Origin of the sequence: Azospirillum griseum, assembly GCF_003966125.1 — a bacterium.
In the GTDB taxonomy this organism is placed as follows: Bacteria; Pseudomonadota; Alphaproteobacteria; order Azospirillales; family Azospirillaceae; genus Azospirillum; species Azospirillum griseum.
In genome coordinates this window covers 28,196-46,050 of record NZ_RXMA01000016.1, presented here as the reverse complement: position 1 = coordinate 46,050, position 17,855 = coordinate 28,196, and the positions used below count along the sequence as shown (strand labels likewise).

Genomic DNA, 17,855 nt, shown 5'->3' with positions numbered 1-17,855 from the left:
ATGATGAAGACAGCCGTTGGTCTGGCCGCCCTTCTGGCGGTCAGCGTGATGCCCGGACTGGTCCAGGCGCAGGGGAAGCCCGTGCGCATCGGCGTTCTGAACGACATGTCCGGCATCTACGCCGACGATCAGGGGCCGGGATCGGTGATCGCCGCCAAGATGGCGGTGGAGGATTTCGGCAATCGGCTGGGCGTGCCGGTGGAGGTGATCGCCGCCGACCACCAGAACAAGACCGACGTCGGGGCCGCCATCGCCCGGCGCTGGTACGAACAGGACAGCGTCGATCTCATCGTCGATGTTCCCAATTCAGCGATCGCGCTGGCCGTCGCCGGGATGGCGCGCGACCAGAACCGGGTGTTCATCGCCTCGGGGGCGGGAACCTCCGAACTCACCGGGAAATCCTGCACCCCCAACAGCGTCCATTGGACCTACGACACCTGGGCGCAGGGCCACAGCATGGGCCAGATTCTGGCCGCGCAGGGCGGCAAGCGCTGGTACTTCATCACCGCCGATTACGCGTTTGGCAAGGATCTGGAAAAGAACGCGGCAGAGGCCGTAACCGCCGCCGGGGGGACCGTGCTGGGATCGGCCCGCCACCCGCTGGGAACCTCGGATTTCTCGTCCTTCCTGTTGCAGGCGCAGGCATCGGGGGCCGATGTGATCGGGCTGGCCAACGCCGGGGCTGACACGGTCAACGCGTTGAAACAGGCCGCCGAATTCGGCATTGGTGGGCAGCAGCGGGTTGCCGCGCTGATTTTGAACATCGTCGGCATGCCCGGCGTCGGGCTGGCGGCGAGCCAGGGCGTGTCGGTGGTCTCGGCCTATTACTGGGACCGCAACGACAACAGCCGGGAGTTCGCCAAACGCTTTTCCGCCCGCCACCCGCGCGGCAACGTGCCCAACGACATGCAGGCGGGCGTCTATTCAGCGGTGCTGCATTACCTGAAAGCGGTCGAATCGCTGAAAAGCGCGGCGGATGGCCGGGCCGTGGTCGCGGCGATGAAGGCGATGCCGACCGACGACCCGCTGTTCGGGCCGGGAAGCGTGCGCGCCGATGGCCGCAAGCTGCACCCGCTCTATCTGCTGACGACCAAGCCGGTGAAGGACTCGCGCGGCGGCTGGGATTTCTTCACCGTCACCGGAACCATTCCGCCCGAACAGGCGTGGCGTCCGCTGGCCGATGGCGGGTGCCCGCTGGTGAAGGGATGACACAACGCTGGGGGGTGGGCGTGGCCGCCCACCCCGCGTTTTGCGCCGTTACGGCAGCGCCACCGTCCGCCGTTCCACCGCGCTGCGCGCGCAGGCTTCCAGCACCGCCATGACGTAGCGGGCGGATTCGGCCGTCACCGGCGGGGCCTCCCCGTCCAGGATGGCGGCGGCCACCCCCCGGTAAAAGGCGGCGTAATCGCCGACGCGGGTTTCGACCACCCGTTCGCCGCCGTCGGCCTCGAACAAGCGGCCATACCGGTCCGGCTCGTCCAGGCCCCAATCGCTGTCGGTCGGGCGGCGTCCGGCGCGCAAGGCGGCCTCCTGCCCATCCATGCCGGATTTCAGGAAGCTGCCCGCGTCGCCGTGGATCTGGTAACGCGGCCCCGGATGGCACACCACCGTTCCGGCGTGCAGGATCGCCCGCATCCGGCCGTAATTCAGGATCAGGTGGAACCAGTCATCGACCTCGCCCGCGCGGCGTTGGGTGCCGACGTCGGCGGTGACGGTCTGCGGCAGGCCGAACAGGGTCAGCGCCTGATCGATCAGATGCGCGCCCAGATCGAACAGCACCCCCGACCCCGGCAAGGGCCGTTCGCGCCACCCCTGCTTGATCGCCGGGCGGAACCGGTCAAAATGCGCCTCGTAATGATAAACCTCGCCCAGGGCACCGCTGTCGATGCAGTCGCGCAGGGTCAGGAAATCGCCGTCCCAGCGCCGGTTGTGGAACACGGTCAACAGCCGGTCCTGACGGTGGGCCAGCTCGATCAACTGGTCGGCCTCGCGGACGGAGGTCGCCATCGGCTTGTCCACCACCACATGCTTGCCCGCCAGCAGCGCGGCGCGGGCCAACGCGGCGTGGCTGGTGTTGGGGGTGGCGATCACCACCACGTCGATGTCGGGATCCGCGATGATGGCGGCGGGGCTGGCGTGGGCGACCGCCTCCGGTGCCGCCTTGCGGATCTCCTCAGTGCGCGAGCTGGCGATGGCGGCCAGCCGCAGGCGCGGTTCGCACTGGATCAGCGGGGCGTGGAAGACCGATCCGGCCAGACCGAACCCAAGCAGCCCGACGGACAGAGGACCGACGGGCGGGCCGGAGGACGGCCCGGAACGGGTCGCGCTGGTGCTCATGGGGCGTTTCCTCAAAAACGGGTGGGTGTGGAGTCAGGCGGCATCCGCCCGGACACCGTGCAGGCTGTCCAGATGGGCGGCGGCCCCGCTCAACGCCGGGGTGTTGGCCAGAATGAGCCAGCTTGGTACGGGCCGCAAGTAATCCGCCATCCGTCCTTTCGCCTCGAACCGGGCGCGGAAGGGGCTGGCGGCGAGAAAGGCGGCAAAGCGCGGGGCGATGCCACCGCCGACATAGACGCCGCCGCGCGCCCCCAAACTCAGCGCCAGATTGCCCGCCGCCCCGCCCAGCAGGGCGCAATAAGTGGTCAGGGTCTGGACGCACAGCCGGTCCAACCCGCCCTCGCCACCGCCAACCGCGCGGCGGGTGATCTCGGCGGCGGGCAGCGGGTCGGTGGACAGGCCCAGCGCCCCGGCGACCGCGCGGTGCAGCCGCTCCAACCCGGACCCGCACAGCACGCTTTCCAACGACACCCGCCCCCGCTCGCCGCGCACCCGGCGCAGCGCCTCGATCTCCAGATCATCGACCGGGGCGAGGTCGGCGTGACCGCCCTCCGCCGACAGGGCGATCCAGCCCTGCGGCGTCGGCAGCGCCCCCGACATGCCCAGCCCGGTGCCGGGCGCGATCAGCGCCAACGGTCGGCCCACCTCCCCGCTCGTCCCCTCCGGCCCCAGCCGCATCAGGTCGTCCGCCCCCAGGCGCGGCAGGGCGAGCGCCAGCGCCTCGCAATCGTTGATCAGGCGCAGCGGGGCAAAGCCGAACCGCTCCGCCAACGCCCGCACCGAGAAATCCCAATTGCGGTTGGACAGCACGATGCGGTCGCCCACCGTCGGCCCGGCCACGGCGATGCAGGCCGAACGCGGGCGGGCGTCCACCCGCTCCAGATAGGCGGCGATGGCGTCGGGCAGATTCAGGTAATCGGCGGCGGGCAGGCTGAGGATGGCGGACGGGGCGGCCCCCGGTTCGGCCACCAGGGCGAAACGGGCGTTGGTGCCGCCGATGTCGGCGACCAGGGCGGGCCAGGCGGTGTCGGTCATGCGGATCTCATGGCTGTTGCGGGTGGGGTGTTGCGGGTGGGGTTTTGTGCGCGGCGGAGGGAACGGAGCGGCGGCCGTGACTCAGAGCGCGACCGGCGCGCCATCCTCCACTTGCCCGTCCTCCTCATGCCAGGTCCGTCCGTCGCGCTCGATCATGGCGATGGCGGCGGACGGCCCCCAGGTCCCGGCGGTGTAGGGTTTGGGCCGCTCGCCGCTGTCGCGCCACGCGCCCAACAGCCCTTCGGCCCATTCCCACGCGCTTTCGACCTCGTCGCGGCGCATGAACAGGGTGGGGTTGCCGCGCACCACGTCCATCAGCAGCCGTTCATAGGCGTCCGGGACCCGCCGCTTGAAGGTTTCGGCGAAGCTGAGATTCAGGGCGGCGGCGCGCAGGCGCAGGCCGCCCGGCCCCGGCTCCTTCGTCATCAGGCGCAGGCGGATGTGTTCGTCGGGTTGCAGGCGCACGACCAGCCGGTTCGGCATCACCGGCCCGGCGGAAGCCCCGAAAATGCTGTGCGGGACCGGGCGGAACTGGATGACGATTTCCGACACCCGTTGCGGCAGCCGTTTGCCGGTGCGCAGGTAAAAGGGAACCCCGGCCCAGCGCCAGTTGCGCAGCTCCGCCCGCAGGCTGACAAAGGTTTCGGTCGCGCTGTCGGCGGCCACCCCGTCCTCGTCGAGATAGCCGGGGACCGGTTCGCCGTCGATGGCCCCGGCGCGGTACTGGCCGCGCACGCTGTGGGTCAGCCCGTCGGCCCCGGTCAGCGGGGCCAGCGCCCGCAGCACCTTCAGCTTTTCATCGCGCACCGCCTCGCGCTCCAGCGAGGCCGGAGCCTCCATCGCGACGAGGCAGAGCAGTTGCAGCAGGTGATTCTGCACCATGTCGCGCAGCGCGCCGGAACGGTCGTAATAGCCGCCACGCCGTTCGATGCCCAGGGATTCGGCGGCGGTGATCTGCACATGGTCGATGCCGCCGCTGTTCCACAGCGGTTCGAACAGGGCGTTGGCGAAGCGCAGCGCCAGCAGATTTTGCACCGTCTCCTTGCCCAGATAATGGTCGATGCGGAAGATCTGGCCTTCCTGGAACACCGCGCCGACCTCGTCGTTGATGCGGCGGGCCGAAGCCAGATCGCGCCCGATCGGCTTTTCCAGAACCACCCGCGACCGCGCCGTCACCAGCCCGGCGCGGGCCAGCCGCTGGCAGATCGGCCCGAACAGGTCGGGATGGGTGGCGAGGTAGAAGACGCGGACCTTGTCCGCCACCCCGTCAAACCGGCTGGCGAGCGCGTCCCAGCCCTCCGTCCCCTGCGCGTCGGCGGTGATGTGATCGAGACGGGCGAGGAAACGGTCGGTCGTCGCCGGGTCGAGCGGGGCGGCGTGCTGGGTCAGCGCGTCCGCAGCCAGCGCCCGGAACGCCGCCCCGTCCAGCCCGATGCGCGACACGCCGATGATGCGGCCATCGTCGGGCAACTGGCCGTCGCGGTCACGCTCGTACAGCGCGGGCAACAGCTTGCGCAGCGACAGATCGCCGGTGGCACCGAACACCACATAATCAAAGGAGGCCACGCGCTCGATGGTGGAACTCATGCTGCTTGTCTTTCCCAATGGTTGGAACCCGATCTTCCCCCTGGGGCGGCGGTGGGGATGATGGGGGTTGGCGCGGCCATAAGCGTCACGCGCCGCCTCCTCTCCCCGCCCCTCTCCCGCCCCTCTCCCTGGTGGGGGGAGCGGGAAGATATGCCGAACCCACGCGTCCCAAAAGCGTTTTGCTCACACCGCGCATTGTTTGCGGCCACACTAATCCGCGACCGCGCGTGCGGGGCCGGTTTCCGTGTAACAGCGGCGTATCAACCGCTTCGACCTGTTACGAAAAGCCGGTTTGTAACGCCCATGTAACAGCAGCCCGGCAACGAAAGCGCCCTGTTACCAAATAGTCCGCCCCCCGCATCATCGGGCAGGTACAGTAACCGCCAGACAAACGACCGCGATCCATCACCAGCGGTCCAACAGCAACCTGTTTCGGGAGGGACCAGAATGCGCGACCTGCGTTTTCCCACGGCGACGACCGCAAGGGCGACCGCGTGGGGGTGTGCCGATGGCGTCGCCCCATGACCGGCCCCCTTCCGGCGAGGATCGCCCCATGACCGTGCCGTCATCCTCTTACAAAGCCACCGCCGCGCCAATCGCCGCCGACACGGACGCCCCCGCCCGTGCCAGCTTGGGCGAGCTGGCGCAACGCCATCTGTCGAAACTGGTGGTCGCCCCGTCCTTCGCGGCGATCCTGGTGTTCGTCTATGGCTTCATCCTGTGGACGGTCTACATCAGCTTCACCAACTCCCGCATGCTGCCCAGCTACGATCTGGTCGGGGCGGAAGCCTATGAGAAGCTGTGGCGGATCGACCGCTGGTACGTCGCCATCGAAAATCTGCTGATTTTCGGCGGCCTGTTCATCGGCGTCAGCCTGGCCATCGGCATCGTGCTGGCGGTTCTGCTCGACCAGCGCATCCGGGGCGAAGGGGTGCTGCGCACCATCTACCTCTACCCGATGGCGTTGAGCTTCATCGTCACCGGCACGGCGTGGAAATGGATCCTGAACCCGACCATCGGCATTCAGGAATTCGTGCGCGATCTGGGCTTTCCCGATTTCACCTTTGACTGGATCGTGCAGCAGGACACCGCCGTCTACACGCTGGTGATCGCGGCGGTCTGGCAAAGCTCCGGCTTCGTCATGGCGCTGTTCCTGGCGGCCCTGCGCGGGGTGGATCAGGAGATCATCAAGGCCGCCTACCTCGACGGGGCCAGCCTGCCGCGTATCTATTGGGGCATCGTGCTGCCCTCGGTCCGCCCGGTGTTCATGAGCGCCTTCGTCATCCTCGCCCATCTGGCGGTGAAGAGTTACGACCTCGTCGTCGCGCTGACCGGCGGCGGTCCGGGTTACGCGTCCGACCTGCCCGCGACCTTCATGTACGAGATGACGTTCCGCCGGAACCAGATCGCCATCGGATCGGCCAGCGCCATGATGATGCTCGCCACCGTCGTCGCCATCATCGTCCCGTATCTCTATTCCGAGCTGAAAGGGGGCAAGCGTGTCTAGCCTGACCTCCGCGCTGCCGCCCGCCGAAGGGATGGGACCGCGCGTCGCCCGCTGGGGCCTGTATCTGATCCTGTTGCTGTTCGCGGCCTATTACCTGCTGCCGCTGGTGGTGATGGTGTCCACCTCCTTCAAGAGCCTGGACGAGATCCGCACCGGCTCGCTGCTGTCGCTGCCGCGCGACATCAGCACCGACGCGTGGACCTACGCCTGGACCCGCGCCTGCATCGGCGCCGATTGCCGGGGCATGGCCCCCTATTTCATGAACTCGCTGGTGATCGTCGTCCCGGCGGTCATCATCTCCACCCTGTTCGGGGCGCTGAACGGCTACGCGCTGACCAAATGGCGCTTTCGCGGGGCCAACGTGATTTTCGCGATGATCCTGTTCGGCAGCTTCCTGCCCTCGCAGGTCATGCTGCTGCCGATGGCGCAGACGCTGGGTTTCCTGGGTCTGGCCGGGTCGGCGGCGGGGTTGATCCTGGTCCACGTCGTCTATGGCCTGGCCTTCACCACCCTGTTTTTCCGCAACTACTACGTCAGCATTCCCGACGATCTGGTGAAGGCGGCGACCATCGACGGGGCCGGGTTCTTCCAGATTTTTACCAAGATCATGCTGCCGCTGTCGCTGCCGATCATGGTGGTGACGATCATCTGGCAGTTCACCCAGATTTGGAACGACTTCCTGTTCGGCGCGTCCTTCGCGGCGGGCGGGGCGCAGCCGGTCACGGTGGCGCTGAACAACCTTGTGAACACCACCACCGGCGTCAAGCAGTACAACGTCGACATGGCGGCCGCGATGATCGCGGGCCTGCCCACCCTCGTCGTCTACGCGCTGGCCGGAAAATACTTCATTCGCGGTTTGACCGCTGGCTCGGTCAAGGGGTGATCTGACATGGCGACTCTCACCATCAACAACGTCCGCAAGCAGTATGGCAACGTCGAGATCCTGAAGGGGATCGACCTCAGCCTGACGGATGGCGAATTCCTGGTTCTGCTCGGCCCGTCGGGCTGCGGCAAATCCACCCTGCTGAACATGATCGCCGGGTTGGAAACCATCAGTGCGGGTGAAATCCGCATCGACCAGCGGGTCATCAACGGTGTCCATCCCAAGGACCGCGACATCGCCATGGTGTTCCAGTCCTACGCGCTCTACCCCAACATGACGGTGGCGCGGAACATCGGCTTTTCGCTGGAGATGCGCGGCCAGTCCAAGGCCGACCGCGACAGCGCGGTGCAGCGCGTGGCCAAGCTGTTGCAGATCGAACATCTGCTGGACCGCAAGCCCGCGCAATTGTCGGGCGGCCAGCGCCAGCGCGTGGCCATGGGCCGCGCCCTGGTCCGCGACCCCAAGGTGTTCCTGTTCGACGAGCCGCTGTCCAACCTGGACGCCAAGCTGCGCGTCGACATGCGCACCGAGATCAAGAAGCTGCACCAGCGGCTTGGCACCACCGTCGTCTACGTCACCCACGACCAGATCGAGGCGATGACGCTGGCCAGCCGCATCGCCATCATGAAGGAAGGCATCGTCCAGCAATTCGCCCCGCCGCAGGAGGTCTATGAACGCCCCGCCAACATGTATGTGGCGAGCTTCATCGGGTCGCCGACGATGAACTTCATCCGGGGCACCCTGGCCGCCGAGGGCGACCGGCTGGGCGTCGGCCTGCGCAGCGACGGCGGCCCCGCCCGCTTCCTGCCGCTGCATGAGGCCCCGGCCCAGGCCGACCGCTGGCTGGGCCAGGAGGTCATCCTCGGCATCCGGCCGGAGGCGATCACCTGCTACGACCCCACCGTCGCGGCGGGGAACCCGGCGTTGGTCCAGGTCGGTTGCCCGGTGAATGTGCTGGAACCGACGGGGGCCGACACCATCACCTACATCCAGCTCTGCGGCCAGGAGGTCGTCGCCCGCATCAAGCCCAGCGACCGCATGGTCGAGGGCGAAAACGCCGACTTCATGATCGACATGGCCCGCGCCAACCTGTTCGACCCCAAGAGCGAACAGCGCATCTGACCGCGCGTGGCCGACGTCCCCCTCTTCCCTGTTGGGAGAGGGGGAGCGGCGCGCTCGCAGTCCTTCAAATCACAACCCCAAACCTAAGAAAAACCATCACCCCGCGCCGCGCACAGGCCGGGGACGGGAGGAACCATGTCCATCCACAGCCTCACCGGCGGGATCACGGGCCGCCTGTCGCTGGCCTTTGGCGGTCTGGCCGCCCTGGCGCTGGCGCTCGCCGCCCTGTCGCTCGCCAGCTTTGCCACCGTGCGCGACGGGGCCGAACAGGCCGGGCGCAGCCGCGACGCCTCGGACGCGCTGTCCGCCATCGCACAGGCCGTGTCCGAACAGCATCTGGGCGTGCGCGGCTATCTGCTGGCCGGGGACACCCGCTTTCTCAACCATTTCGAAACGGGCCGCCGCTCCTTCGACCGTTCCTTCGCCAAGCTGACCCGGCTGGCCGATGGCGACGCCGAACAGACCGCCCGCCTGACCGCCCTGTCCGAGGCGCTGAAGGCGTGGGTCGGGCAGGCGGTCGCCAAACAGATCGCGCTGATGGCCAACCCCGCCACCCGCGAGGAGGCCCGCGCCATGGAGGCCGCCGGGGCCGGGCGCGCCGGGATCGAGCGCATCCGGCAGACCATCGACGATCTGCGCAGCGCCGAAGCCCAGCGCATGGAGCAACTGACCGCCGGGCAGGAGGCGGAGGCCGAACGCGCGCAAATCCTGCTGATCGCCGGAACCGCCGTGGTCCTGCTGCTGGCCGCCGTGATGAGCGTGGTGGTGGCGCGCGGCGTGGCCCGCCCGGTGCGGCGGATGACCGGGCTGATGGCCCGGCTGGCCGACGGCGACCTGGACGTCGATGTGCCCGACACCAACCGGCGCGACGAGATGGGCGGCATGGCCCGCGCCCTGGCCGTGTTCAAGGACAGCGCCCGCCAGTCCCGCCAACTCGCCGCCGAACGGGAGCGCGAGCAACAGGCCAAGTTGGAGCGCGGCCTGATCCTGGAACGCGCGATGCGAGCGTTCGAAGCCGACGTTCACGCCGTGATCGGCAGCCTGTTGGAAGCCTCGGCCCAATTGGACGACACCGCGCGCACCGTCGCCGGGATCGTCGAGGAGACCGACCGCCATTCGCTGACCACCGCGCGCACAGCCGAACAGGCCAGCGTGAACATCCAGTCCGTCGCCTCCTCCGCCGACCAGTTGGCGGCGTCGATCAACGAGATCGGGCGGCAGATGGACTCCTCCCGCCGGGCGTCGGACGACGCGGTGGCGGCGGTGTCCGCCGCCGACGGCGCGGTGCGCGACCTGAACCAGACGGCGGGCCGCATCGGCGAAGTCGTCGGCCTCATCACCAGCATCGCCCAGCAAACCAACCTGCTGGCGCTGAACGCCACCATCGAGGCGGCGCGGGCGGGCGAGGCCGGGCGAGGCTTCGCCGTCGTCGCCGGAGAGGTCAAGGCGCTGGCCGCCCAGACCGCGCAGGCGACCGACGAGGTCACGGCGCAGATCGGGGCGATCCAGAGCGTCGTCACCACCACCGTCACCGCCATCGGTCGGATCGGCGTCATCATCGGCGACATGAACGGCATCGCGTCGGCCGTCGCCGCCGCCGTCGAGCAGCAGGCCGCCGCCACCGCCGAAATCAGCCGCGCCGTCAGCGGGGCCGGTCGCCTGTCCCACGCGGTGAAGGAGGATGTCGAGGCGCTGGCCCGCGCGGTGGCCGACACCGGGCGTTCGGCGGCCCAGGTGCGCGAACGCTCCGCCGACGTGTCCAACGGAGCCGCGCGTCTGAACGGAGAGTTGGCCGGTTTCCTCGACCGGGTGAAGGCGGCGTAACACCCGCCCCCCCGGAGAACATAGGGGAACAACACAGGGGAACAGCACAAGACAACAACACAGGGCACCGCGCCGTCGTTTCGCCGACCGATCCGTTGATTCAACGGAGATCGGCGGCGGAACCGGCGCTTTGCCCGCTGTTGTCCGGCGGCCCGCCCGGCCACTCTTGGGGTGCGACAAGATGGGTGCGACAGGATGTCGCCACCCGCACAACAGGAAGGGGAAGGCCGTGGCCGCGATGAAGGTTCTGGTTCTGGGCGCTGGCAAGATCGGGTCGATGATCGCCACCTTGCTGACGCAGACCGATGATTTCACCGTCACCGTCGCCGACCGCGACGACGCGCTGCTGGCGCGGGCCGAACGGGCCGGGTTCCAGGTGCGCCGCGTCGATGTCCATGATGGGGAGTCGCTGCGCGCGGCGATGACCGGGCAGAACGCGGTGTTGAGCGCCTGCCCCTACACCCTGACCCCGCTGATCGCCGGGGCCGCCGTCGCCTGCGGCGCGCATTACCTGGATCTGACCGAAGACGTCGCGGCGACGCGCAAGGTCAAGGAGCTGGCCGAAACCGCCAACAGCGCGCTGATCCCGCAATGCGGCCTGGCCCCGGGCTTCATCTCCGTCGTCGGCCATGATCTCGCCCGCCGGTTCGACACGCTGCACAACCTGCATCTGCGCGTCGGCGCACTGCCGCAATACCCGACCAACGCCCTGAAATACAATCTGACCTGGAGCACCGACGGGCTGATCAACGAGTATTGCAACCCGTGCGAAGCCATCGTCGATGGCAAGCCGCGCGAGGTCATGCCGTTGGAAGGCGACGAGCGGTTCGCCCTGGACGGCGTGGATTACGAGGCGTTCAACACCTCGGGCGGGCTGGGGTCGCTGTGCGAGACGCTGGCGGGCAAGGTGCGCAATCTGGATTACAAGACCGTGCGCTACCCCGGCCACCGCGACATCGTCCGCCTGCTGATCCGTGACCTGCGTCTGGGCGAACGCCGCCATCTGCTGAAAGACGTGCTGGAAACCGCCGTGCCGCTGACCTTGCAGGACGTGGTTCTGGTGGTCGCCACCGCCACCGGCGTGCAGGACGGCGAATTGCGCCAGGAAACCTTCGCCACCAAGATCTACAGCAAGACCATCGGCGGCCGGGTGTGGAGCGCCATCCAGGTGACGACCGCCGCCGGGATCTGCGCCATCCTGGATCTGCTGCGCGAGGGCAGCATCCCGCAGGCGGGCTTCATCCGCCAGGAACAGGTTCCGCTCAACGCCTTCCTCGCCAACCGCTTCGGCAAGCATTACGCGTCGTAACAGCGGGCGGGCAAACACAGGGTAGGCAAACGCCCGCCCCGGTGACGCACACCGGGGCGGGCGCTGTTCGTTTCGTCGCGCGCCCCGTCAGTCGACGTGAAAGACCTCCTGCATCATCGCCCAATGCTCGCCGGGGGCGCGGCTGTCCAAGGGGACTTGGCAGGGGCTGCAAAAGCTCCACCAGCGGCGGGTCTCCGGGTCGGCGGCGATGGCGGCCATGTCGGCCTCGAAATCGCTGCCGTGATACTCCCAACAGCCGAACAGCAGATTTTCCGGCTCGCGCAGGAAAATGGTGTAGTTGCGGATGTTGGATTGCGCGATGCGCGCCAGCACCTGCGGCCACACGGCGGCGTGCAGGCGGCGGTATTCGTCGATCTTGTCCGGCGCGATGCCGATCACCATGCCCATGCGTTGCATCGGTGTGCCCCCTGCCCTCAATCCAATCCGTAAAAGCGGCGCGCGTTGCCGCCGAACACCGTCGGGTGCGCGTCCTCCGGCACCAGTTCCCGCGCCATCGCCAACCAACCGCCATAGGTCCCGGCCAGTTCCAGCACCGGCCAATCGCTGCCCCAGATCAGGCGGTCCGGCCCGAAGACGGTGAACAGCGTGTCGGCGTAGGGGCGGATGTCCTCGATCCCCGTGCGCGTCCCCGCCTCCGTCAACAACCCCGACAGCTTGCACCAGATGTTGGGGCGCTGGCTCAACGCCACCAGATCGGCGGCCCAGCCTGGGGTTCCGCCCTGTGCGATCTCCGGCTTGGCCCCATGGTCAATGACGATGGGCAGATCCGGGAAGCGGTCGGCGAAGCGGCGCAAGGCCGCCAGATGGCGCGGCAGGACCAGCGCGTCAAAGCGCAAGCCCGCCGCCATCATCGCCCGGATCGCCGGGTCGAGTGCGGTATCGTCCAACCACTCCGGCGCCAAATCCTGAAGCATCGGGCGCAGGCCCTTCAGCGCCGGATGACGGGCCAGATCAGCGATGACCGCCGGGGCTGTGTCGCTTTTCAAATCGACCCAGCCGACCACGCCCCGGATGAACGGGTTCCAGTCGGCCAGATCCAACAGACACAGGGTGTCCTCCACCGACGGCAGCGACTGGACCAGGATGGTTCCCGTCACCCCGGCCCCGGCCAGATGGGGGGTCAGGTCGGCGGGTTGGAAATCGCGGTGGATGGCGGCCAGATCGGGCGGCGGCCATTGCCCGGCGCGGGCGGCGAGCAACCAGAAATGCTGATGGGCGTCGATCACCATGCCGTCACGCCCCCGCCGGGACCGGAGCGGCGGCGTCGATCAGGCCGCGCGCCGCCAGGGTCTGCCAGAATTCCGCCGGGATCGGCCGCTGGAACCAGGCGACGTTGGTGTCCAACTGGGCGCGGGTGCGCGCCCCGGTGACGCAGGACACCACCGCCGGATGGGCGAGCGGGAATTGCAGGGCGGCGGCGGGCAACGGCGTGTCGAACTCCCGGCACACAGCGTCCAACGCCTGCGCCCGCGCGATCATCTCCGGCGGCGCGTCGGCGTAATTGAACTTGCCGTTGCCGACCAGAAGGCCGGAGTTGAACACCCCGGCGGCGACGATGGCGTGCCCGGCTTTCACGCAGGCGTCGAGGAAGGGCGTCAGGCTGGTCTGTTCCAACAGGGTGTAACGCCCGGCCAGCATGGTGCAATCCAGGTCGATTTCGCCCATGGCGTCCAGCGCGATCTCCCATTCGTTCACCCCCAGCCCGATGGCCGACACGCGGCCGTCACGGCGCAATCCGTCGAGCGCGCGGAAGCCGCCGCCCCGGGTCAGTTGCTGCCAATGGTGATCGTGCAGGCCACCGTGGGTGACGCGGCCGATGTCGTGGACATACAGCAGATCGATGTTGGCCAAGCCCAGCCGCTGCAACGAATCCTCGACCGACCGCAGAACTCCGTCGTGGCTGTAATCATAAACCTGATGGAAGGGCAACGGATCGGCCCACCCGTTGGCGTCCACCCCCGCCACCCGCGCGCCGTCGGCGTTGGGACGGATCAGGCGGCCCACCTTGGTGCTGATGAGGAACTCGTCGCGGGGCCGGTCGCACAAGGCGGCCCCCAGGCGGCGTTCGGAGCGGCCATAGCCGTAATAGGGGGCGGTGTCAAAACAGCGGATGCCATGATCCCAGGCCGCCGCCACCGTGTCCTCGGACTCCGCCGGGGTGCTGCTGCGGTACAGGCCACCCATCTGGGCACAGCCCAACCCCAGAACCGGAACCGCCAGACCGGAGCGCGGGAGGGATCGCCGTTCGTCGAGCTTCGTCATGTCACAGCCGCCGTGTCAGAAAGAAAAGGCCGGGTGCACGCCAAAGAAGAGATGGACCACGCGCACCCGGTGAAGTGTGGATGGAGAAACGAGACGCGAAGACGCGATCAATACAGGACGTTCTTGGCCTCCGGCTGGTCGATGTTGGCCTTGTTGACCAGCACGACACCGGTGTCGAGGAACTTGTCCACCTTGCCGCCGGTGGCCAGCTTCACCACGCTCTGCACCCCCAGATACCCCATCTGGTAGGAGCCTTGGACCGCGATGGCCTCCAGCGTGCCGTCCTTGACGAAGCCCTGGAGATCCTGGTTGCCGTCAAAGCCGACGGCGACGACGCGGCCCGCCTTGCCCGCCTGCGCCAGCGCGCGGCCCATGCCGATGGCGGTCGGTTCGTTCGCGCCGAAAATGCCCTTCAGATCGGCGTTGGCGGCCAGAACGTCGGTGGTCTGGTTCAGCGCCGTGGCCATCTGCGACTGCGAATAGAAGGGGCCGACGATCTTCAGCTGCGAATTGGCCTTGATGTATTTGGTGAAGCCGCCCACCCGGCCGATTTCCGACCCGGCCCCGGCGACGTAGGACATGACGGCGATCTTGCCGGTGGTCCCGACCTTGTCGATCAGGGCCTTGGCGCACAGCTCCCCGGCCTTCTCGTTGTCGGTGGCCAGGAAGGATTGGTAATACTGCTTGCCCGCGTCGGAGATCTGGGAGTCGATCAGCACGACCGGGATCTTGGCTTCCCACGCCTTCTTGATCGCCGGAACCAGCGCGTCGGGGTCGGACGGGGCCAGCACGATGCCCGCCACCTTCCGGTTGACCGCGTTTTCCACCATGTTGACCTGATCGGCGATGGCGGATTCCGCCGCCGGACCCTGGAAGGTCATGGTGAAGCCGCTGGATTCCTTCTGCGCGGCGGTGGCCCCCTTCTGCACATTCTGCCAGAAGGTGGAGTTGACGGTCTTGACGACCACCGCGATTTCCTTGTCGGCGGCAAGCGCCGACCCGGCGACCAGAGCCAGAACGGACGCCAGGCAAGCCGAAACGATTGTGCGCATGTTTTTCACTCCCAAAGATTTTTGATGATTGTTGAGGTGGTTACGCGGTGATGACGACGCGGGCCGGGGGGAAACACCTCCCCCTCGGGCCTCCGCGTGGGCCTCAGCGACGGTTGCGCATCTGGTCGATCCACACCGTCAGAAGAATGACCAGCCCGATGATGATCTGCTGGGTGAAGGCCGAGACGCCGTTCATGTTCAGGCCGTTGCGCAGGATGCCGATGACAAAGGCCCCGATGGCGGTCCCGGAGATCGTGCCCACCCCACCGATGAGCGAGGTGCCGCCGATGACCGCGCTGGCGATGGCGTCCAGCTCGTACATCACCCCCTCGTTCGGTTGGGCGGTGACAAGACGGGACATCAGCACACATCCGGTCAGACCGGCCAGACTGCCCGACAGGATGTAGGTGATCAGGGTGACGCGGGCGACGTTGACGCCGGACAGGCGCGCGGCCTCCGCGTTCGATCCCACGGCGTAGATGTGGCGGCCCAGCGTGGTGCGGCTCAGCATCACCGCCACGCCGATGGCGGCGACCACCATCAGGATGACCGGATAGGGGATGCCGGGGAACACCACGTTGGGAAAGCCGTCGTCGCCGATGGTGACGATGCGGAACAGCGCGCCGTTGCCCAGCTCGCCAAAGGATTCACCCAGGCCCGACACGGCGCGTGCGCCGGTGATTTGCAGGGCGATGCCGCGCGCCACCAGCATCATGCCCAGCGTGGCGATGAAGGGCGGCAGCTTCAGCCGGGTGACGCACAGGCCGTTCAGCAGGCCGCAGAAGGCCCCGACCAGCACGCCCAGGACCATGCCCAGCGGAACCGGAACCCCGGCCTTGACCGCCAGTGCGGCCACCACCCCGGCCAGCGCCAGGACCGACCCCACCGACAGATCGATGCCGCCGGTGATGATGACGCAGGTGGCCCCGATGCCCAGATAGGCGATGGACGTGACCTGCAAGGCGATGGTCATGCCGTTGTTGACGGTCAGAAACGCGTCGCTGGTCATCGCAAAGACGGCGACCAGCAGCAGCAGGCTGGCCAGCGCGGCGAATTTCTGGATCAGGTCCTTTTTCTTGTCGTTCATCATGCGGGCCTTTGGTTCACCCGGCTCGCGCGCCGATTGGGGGACGGATTTGGTCGTGGTGCTGAGGTCGCTCATGGCGTTGCGGCTCCCGACGCGTGCGGGCGGCTGTGGCCCGAGGCGTAGTGCATGATCTCTTCCTGGCTGGCGTCGCGGGTGTTCAGCACCGCCGTGATGCGGCCCTCGTGGAACACCGCCACGCGGTCGGTCAGACCCAGGATTTCCGGCAGTTCCGAACTGATGAGGACGACGCCGATGCCCTGCGCGGCCAGCCGGTCCAACAGTTGGTAGATGGCGAATTTCGCCCCGACGTCGATGCCGCGCGTCGGTTCGTCAAAAAACAGGATGCGCGATTGGCGGAACAGCCATTTGCCGATCACGATCTTTTGCTGGTTGCCGCCGGACAGCAGCTTGGCGATCTGGTGCGGCGAGGGCGTGCGGATCGACAGCAGGTCGATGTAGGTCTTGGCCGCCTTGGCCTCCGCCGCGAAATCGATGAAGCCGAAGCGGTTGGACACGCTGTCCATGCTGGCCAGCGTCAGATTCTGCACCACCGACATCTTCACCGCCAGACCGTGGCTTTTGCGGTCTTCCGACAGATAGGCGATGCCGTGGTCGATGGCGTCGCGCGGGCTGCGCACGGTGATCGCGCGTTCGCCCAGGCGGATGGTTCCGGCGTCCAGCGGATCGGCCCCGAAGATGGCGCGCGCCACCTCGGTGCGTCCGGCCCCCATCAGCCCGGCAAAGCCCAGGATCTCGCCGCGCCGCAGCTCGAACCCCACATCGTGGAACACGCCCTTGCGGGTCAGGCCGCTGGCCGACAGCAGGACATCGGCGGTGGGGGTGGAGGTGCGTTCGGGGAACTTCTCCTCCAGCGACCGGCCGACCATGTGGGCGACGATCTCATCGACGGTGGTGGCGGCGAAATCATGGGTGGAGACGTAACGCCCGTCGCGCAGTACCGTGACCCGATCGACGATCGCCGCCATCTCGTCCAGCCGGTGGGAGATGTAGACGATGCCCACCCCCTCGCGCTTCAACTCGTGGATCACCTGGAACAGCAGGGCGGTTTCGGATTCGGTCAGGGACGAGGTCGGCTCGTCCATGATCAGGATTTCGGCGTTCAGCGACAGCGCCTTGGCGATTTCCACCATCTGGCACTGGGCGACCGACAGGCTTTTCACCGACGCGTCGGGGCGGATGTCCACCCCCAGCCGGTCCAGGCAGGCTTGCGCGTTGCGGCGCAGGGCCGCGCGGTCCACGAACCAGCCGCGCTTGGGTTCGCGGGCCAGATAGATGTTCTCAGCCACCGACAGATGCGGAATCAGGTTCAATTCCTGGTGGATGATGGCGATCCCCGCCCGTTCGGCCTCCAGGGAATTGGCAAAGCGGGTGTCGGCCCCCTTGTAGCGGATGGTCCCGCCATCGGGCTGGTATTGCCCGCTGATGATCTTCATCAGCGTGGATTTGCCCGCCCCGTTTTCGCCGCACACGGCGTGAACCTCGCCCCGCCGCAGGTCAAAACAAACCTCGTCCAGGGCGCGGACGCCGGGAAAGCTTTTGGTGACGTTGGTCAGGCGCAGCACCTCGGCCCCCGGGTCGGCCCCCGGTTCAGTGGCCGGGTCGGTGGCCGACGTGATGGCATGATGGAGGGATGACGCCCGTTCGGCGGTCAATGGTGGCATGGCTTCCTCCCAATCGGCGGCCCATGACGGGCAGCGCGGTCCCACTCTGAACGGTGGTGTGCGGGCCGTTCGCAACGGCTGCGTTCCCGGCCCTAGACTGTACGATAGGCGGACGAACTGTTTTGGTCAAGCCAATTTACCAGTCAG

The 17,855-nt window shown here is 67.7% G+C and carries 15 protein-coding genes; 6 read left to right on the top strand and 9 right to left on the bottom strand.

The genetic code is table 11. The annotated features are described in order from the left end of the window. Complete coding sequence (locus tag EJ903_RS16435; protein ID WP_126617394.1) at positions 1–1,209, top strand: ABC transporter substrate-binding protein; 1,209 nt, start codon at positions 1–3, stop codon at positions 1,207–1,209. A gap of 48 nt (positions 1,210–1,257) precedes the next feature. On the opposite strand, the gene EJ903_RS16430 is transcribed toward EJ903_RS16435, so the two are convergent. The 3 genes from EJ903_RS16430 to zwf form a co-directional block, all read right to left on the bottom strand. Next, positions 1,258–2,337, bottom strand: coding sequence for an oxidoreductase (locus EJ903_RS16430; RefSeq protein ID WP_126617392.1), 1,080 nt, complete (start codon positions 2,335–2,337; stop codon positions 1,258–1,260). 33 nt (positions 2,338–2,370) lie between these two features. Next, positions 2,371–3,372 carry a glucokinase gene (glk, locus tag EJ903_RS16425; RefSeq protein ID WP_174237313.1) on the bottom strand — a complete coding sequence of 334 codons (1,002 nt, stop codon included), beginning with the start codon at positions 3,370–3,372 and terminating at the stop codon, positions 2,371–2,373. 81 nt (positions 3,373–3,453) lie between these two features. Continuing rightward, a complete protein-coding gene (gene zwf, locus EJ903_RS16420; RefSeq protein WP_126617388.1) occupies positions 3,454–4,959 on the bottom strand; it encodes a glucose-6-phosphate dehydrogenase in 1,506 nt (501 codons plus the stop codon). Between the two features lie 553 nt (positions 4,960–5,512). On the opposite strand from zwf, the gene EJ903_RS16415 reads away from it, so the two are divergent. The 5 genes from EJ903_RS16415 (at position 5,513) to EJ903_RS16395 (ending at position 11,604) form a co-directional block, all read left to right on the top strand. Beyond that, positions 5,513–6,466: a carbohydrate ABC transporter permease gene (locus EJ903_RS16415; protein ID WP_126617386.1), complete on the top strand. Its 954-nt coding sequence runs from the start codon at positions 5,513–5,515 to the stop codon at positions 6,464–6,466. 31 nt (positions 6,467–6,497) lie between these two features. Next, positions 6,498–7,349, top strand: coding sequence for a carbohydrate ABC transporter permease (locus tag EJ903_RS16410; RefSeq protein WP_174237317.1), 852 nt, complete (start codon positions 6,498–6,500; stop codon positions 7,347–7,349). 6 nt (positions 7,350–7,355) lie between these two features. After that, positions 7,356–8,471 (top strand): ABC transporter ATP-binding protein, encoded by a 1,116-nt coding sequence (locus tag EJ903_RS16405; RefSeq protein ID WP_126617382.1) that lies wholly within the window; start codon positions 7,356–7,358, stop codon positions 8,469–8,471. Between the two features lie 135 nt (positions 8,472–8,606). After that, positions 8,607–10,295, top strand: a complete 1,689-nt coding sequence (locus EJ903_RS16400) for a methyl-accepting chemotaxis protein (RefSeq protein ID WP_126617380.1) — start codon at positions 8,607–8,609, stop codon at positions 10,293–10,295. Positions 10,296–10,533: 238 nt separating this feature from the next. Beyond that, positions 10,534–11,604: a saccharopine dehydrogenase family protein gene (locus EJ903_RS16395; RefSeq protein ID WP_126617507.1), complete on the top strand. Its 1,071-nt coding sequence runs from the start codon at positions 10,534–10,536 to the stop codon at positions 11,602–11,604. Positions 11,605–11,691: 87 nt separating this feature from the next. On the opposite strand, the gene EJ903_RS16390 is transcribed toward EJ903_RS16395, so the two are convergent. The 6 genes from EJ903_RS16390 to EJ903_RS16365 all read right to left on the bottom strand — a co-directional run bounded on the left by EJ903_RS16390 (position 11,692) and on the right by EJ903_RS16365 (position 17,708). Then, positions 11,692–12,021 (bottom strand): L-rhamnose mutarotase, encoded by a 330-nt coding sequence (locus tag EJ903_RS16390; protein ID WP_126617378.1) that lies wholly within the window; start codon positions 12,019–12,021, stop codon positions 11,692–11,694. A 17-nt stretch (positions 12,022–12,038) separates the two neighbouring features. Next, on the bottom strand, positions 12,039–12,854 hold the full coding sequence (locus tag EJ903_RS16385) for an amidohydrolase family protein (RefSeq protein WP_126617376.1): 816 nt from the start codon (positions 12,852–12,854) through the stop codon (positions 12,039–12,041). A 4-nt stretch (positions 12,855–12,858) separates the two neighbouring features. Then, positions 12,859–13,887: an aldo/keto reductase gene (locus tag EJ903_RS16380; RefSeq protein WP_126617374.1), complete on the bottom strand. Its 1,029-nt coding sequence runs from the start codon at positions 13,885–13,887 to the stop codon at positions 12,859–12,861. A 107-nt stretch (positions 13,888–13,994) separates the two neighbouring features. Further along, entirely contained in the window at positions 13,995–14,939 is a 945-nt protein-coding gene (locus EJ903_RS16375; RefSeq protein ID WP_126617372.1) for an ABC transporter substrate-binding protein, read from the bottom strand. Positions 14,940–15,042: 103 nt separating this feature from the next. Further along, positions 15,043–16,101 (bottom strand): ABC transporter permease, encoded by a 1,059-nt coding sequence (locus EJ903_RS16370; protein ID WP_246015656.1) that lies wholly within the window; start codon positions 16,099–16,101, stop codon positions 15,043–15,045. Continuing rightward, the gene (locus EJ903_RS16365) at positions 16,098–17,708 is read right to left on the bottom strand and encodes a sugar ABC transporter ATP-binding protein (RefSeq protein ID WP_126617370.1); all 1,611 of its coding nucleotides are present in this window, start codon (positions 17,706–17,708) and stop codon (positions 16,098–16,100) included. The genes EJ903_RS16370 and EJ903_RS16365 overlap by 4 nt, the downstream gene beginning before the upstream one ends. Positions 17,709–17,855: the final 147 nt, after the last annotated feature.

What these genes read in the sequence shown, in the direction of transcription:
- EJ903_RS16375 (WP_126617372.1), bottom strand. Translation starts at nt 14,939, where the DNA reads ATGCGCACAATCGTTTCGGCTTGCCTGGCGTCCGTTCTGGCTCTGGTC.
- zwf (WP_126617388.1), bottom strand. Translation starts at nt 4,959, where the DNA reads ATGAGTTCCACCATCGAGCGCGTGGCCTCCTTTGATTATGTGGTGTTC.
- EJ903_RS16405 (WP_126617382.1), top strand. Translation starts at nt 7,356, where the DNA reads ATGGCGACTCTCACCATCAACAACGTCCGCAAGCAGTATGGCAACGTC.
- EJ903_RS16400 (WP_126617380.1), top strand. Translation starts at nt 8,607, where the DNA reads ATGTCCATCCACAGCCTCACCGGCGGGATCACGGGCCGCCTGTCGCTG.
- EJ903_RS16380 (WP_126617374.1), bottom strand. Translation starts at nt 13,887, where the DNA reads ATGACGAAGCTCGACGAACGGCGATCCCTCCCGCGCTCCGGTCTGGCG.
- EJ903_RS16435 (WP_126617394.1), top strand. Translation starts at nt 1, where the DNA reads ATGATGAAGACAGCCGTTGGTCTGGCCGCCCTTCTGGCGGTCAGCGTG.
- EJ903_RS16395 (WP_126617507.1), top strand. Translation starts at nt 10,534, where the DNA reads ATGAAGGTTCTGGTTCTGGGCGCTGGCAAGATCGGGTCGATGATCGCC.
- EJ903_RS16365 (WP_126617370.1), bottom strand. Translation starts at nt 17,708, where the DNA reads ATGCCACCATTGACCGCCGAACGGGCGTCATCCCTCCATCATGCCATC.
- EJ903_RS16430 (WP_126617392.1), bottom strand. Translation starts at nt 2,337, where the DNA reads ATGAGCACCAGCGCGACCCGTTCCGGGCCGTCCTCCGGCCCGCCCGTC.
- EJ903_RS16415 (WP_126617386.1), top strand. Translation starts at nt 5,513, where the DNA reads ATGACCGTGCCGTCATCCTCTTACAAAGCCACCGCCGCGCCAATCGCC.
- EJ903_RS16390 (WP_126617378.1), bottom strand. Translation starts at nt 12,021, where the DNA reads ATGCAACGCATGGGCATGGTGATCGGCATCGCGCCGGACAAGATCGAC.
- EJ903_RS16385 (WP_126617376.1), bottom strand. Translation starts at nt 12,854, where the DNA reads ATGGTGATCGACGCCCATCAGCATTTCTGGTTGCTCGCCGCCCGCGCC.
- EJ903_RS16410 (WP_174237317.1), top strand. Translation starts at nt 6,498, where the DNA reads ATGGGACCGCGCGTCGCCCGCTGGGGCCTGTATCTGATCCTGTTGCTG.
- EJ903_RS16370 (WP_246015656.1), bottom strand. Translation starts at nt 16,101, where the DNA reads ATGAGCGACCTCAGCACCACGACCAAATCCGTCCCCCAATCGGCGCGC.
- glk (WP_174237313.1), bottom strand. Translation starts at nt 3,372, where the DNA reads ATGACCGACACCGCCTGGCCCGCCCTGGTCGCCGACATCGGCGGCACC.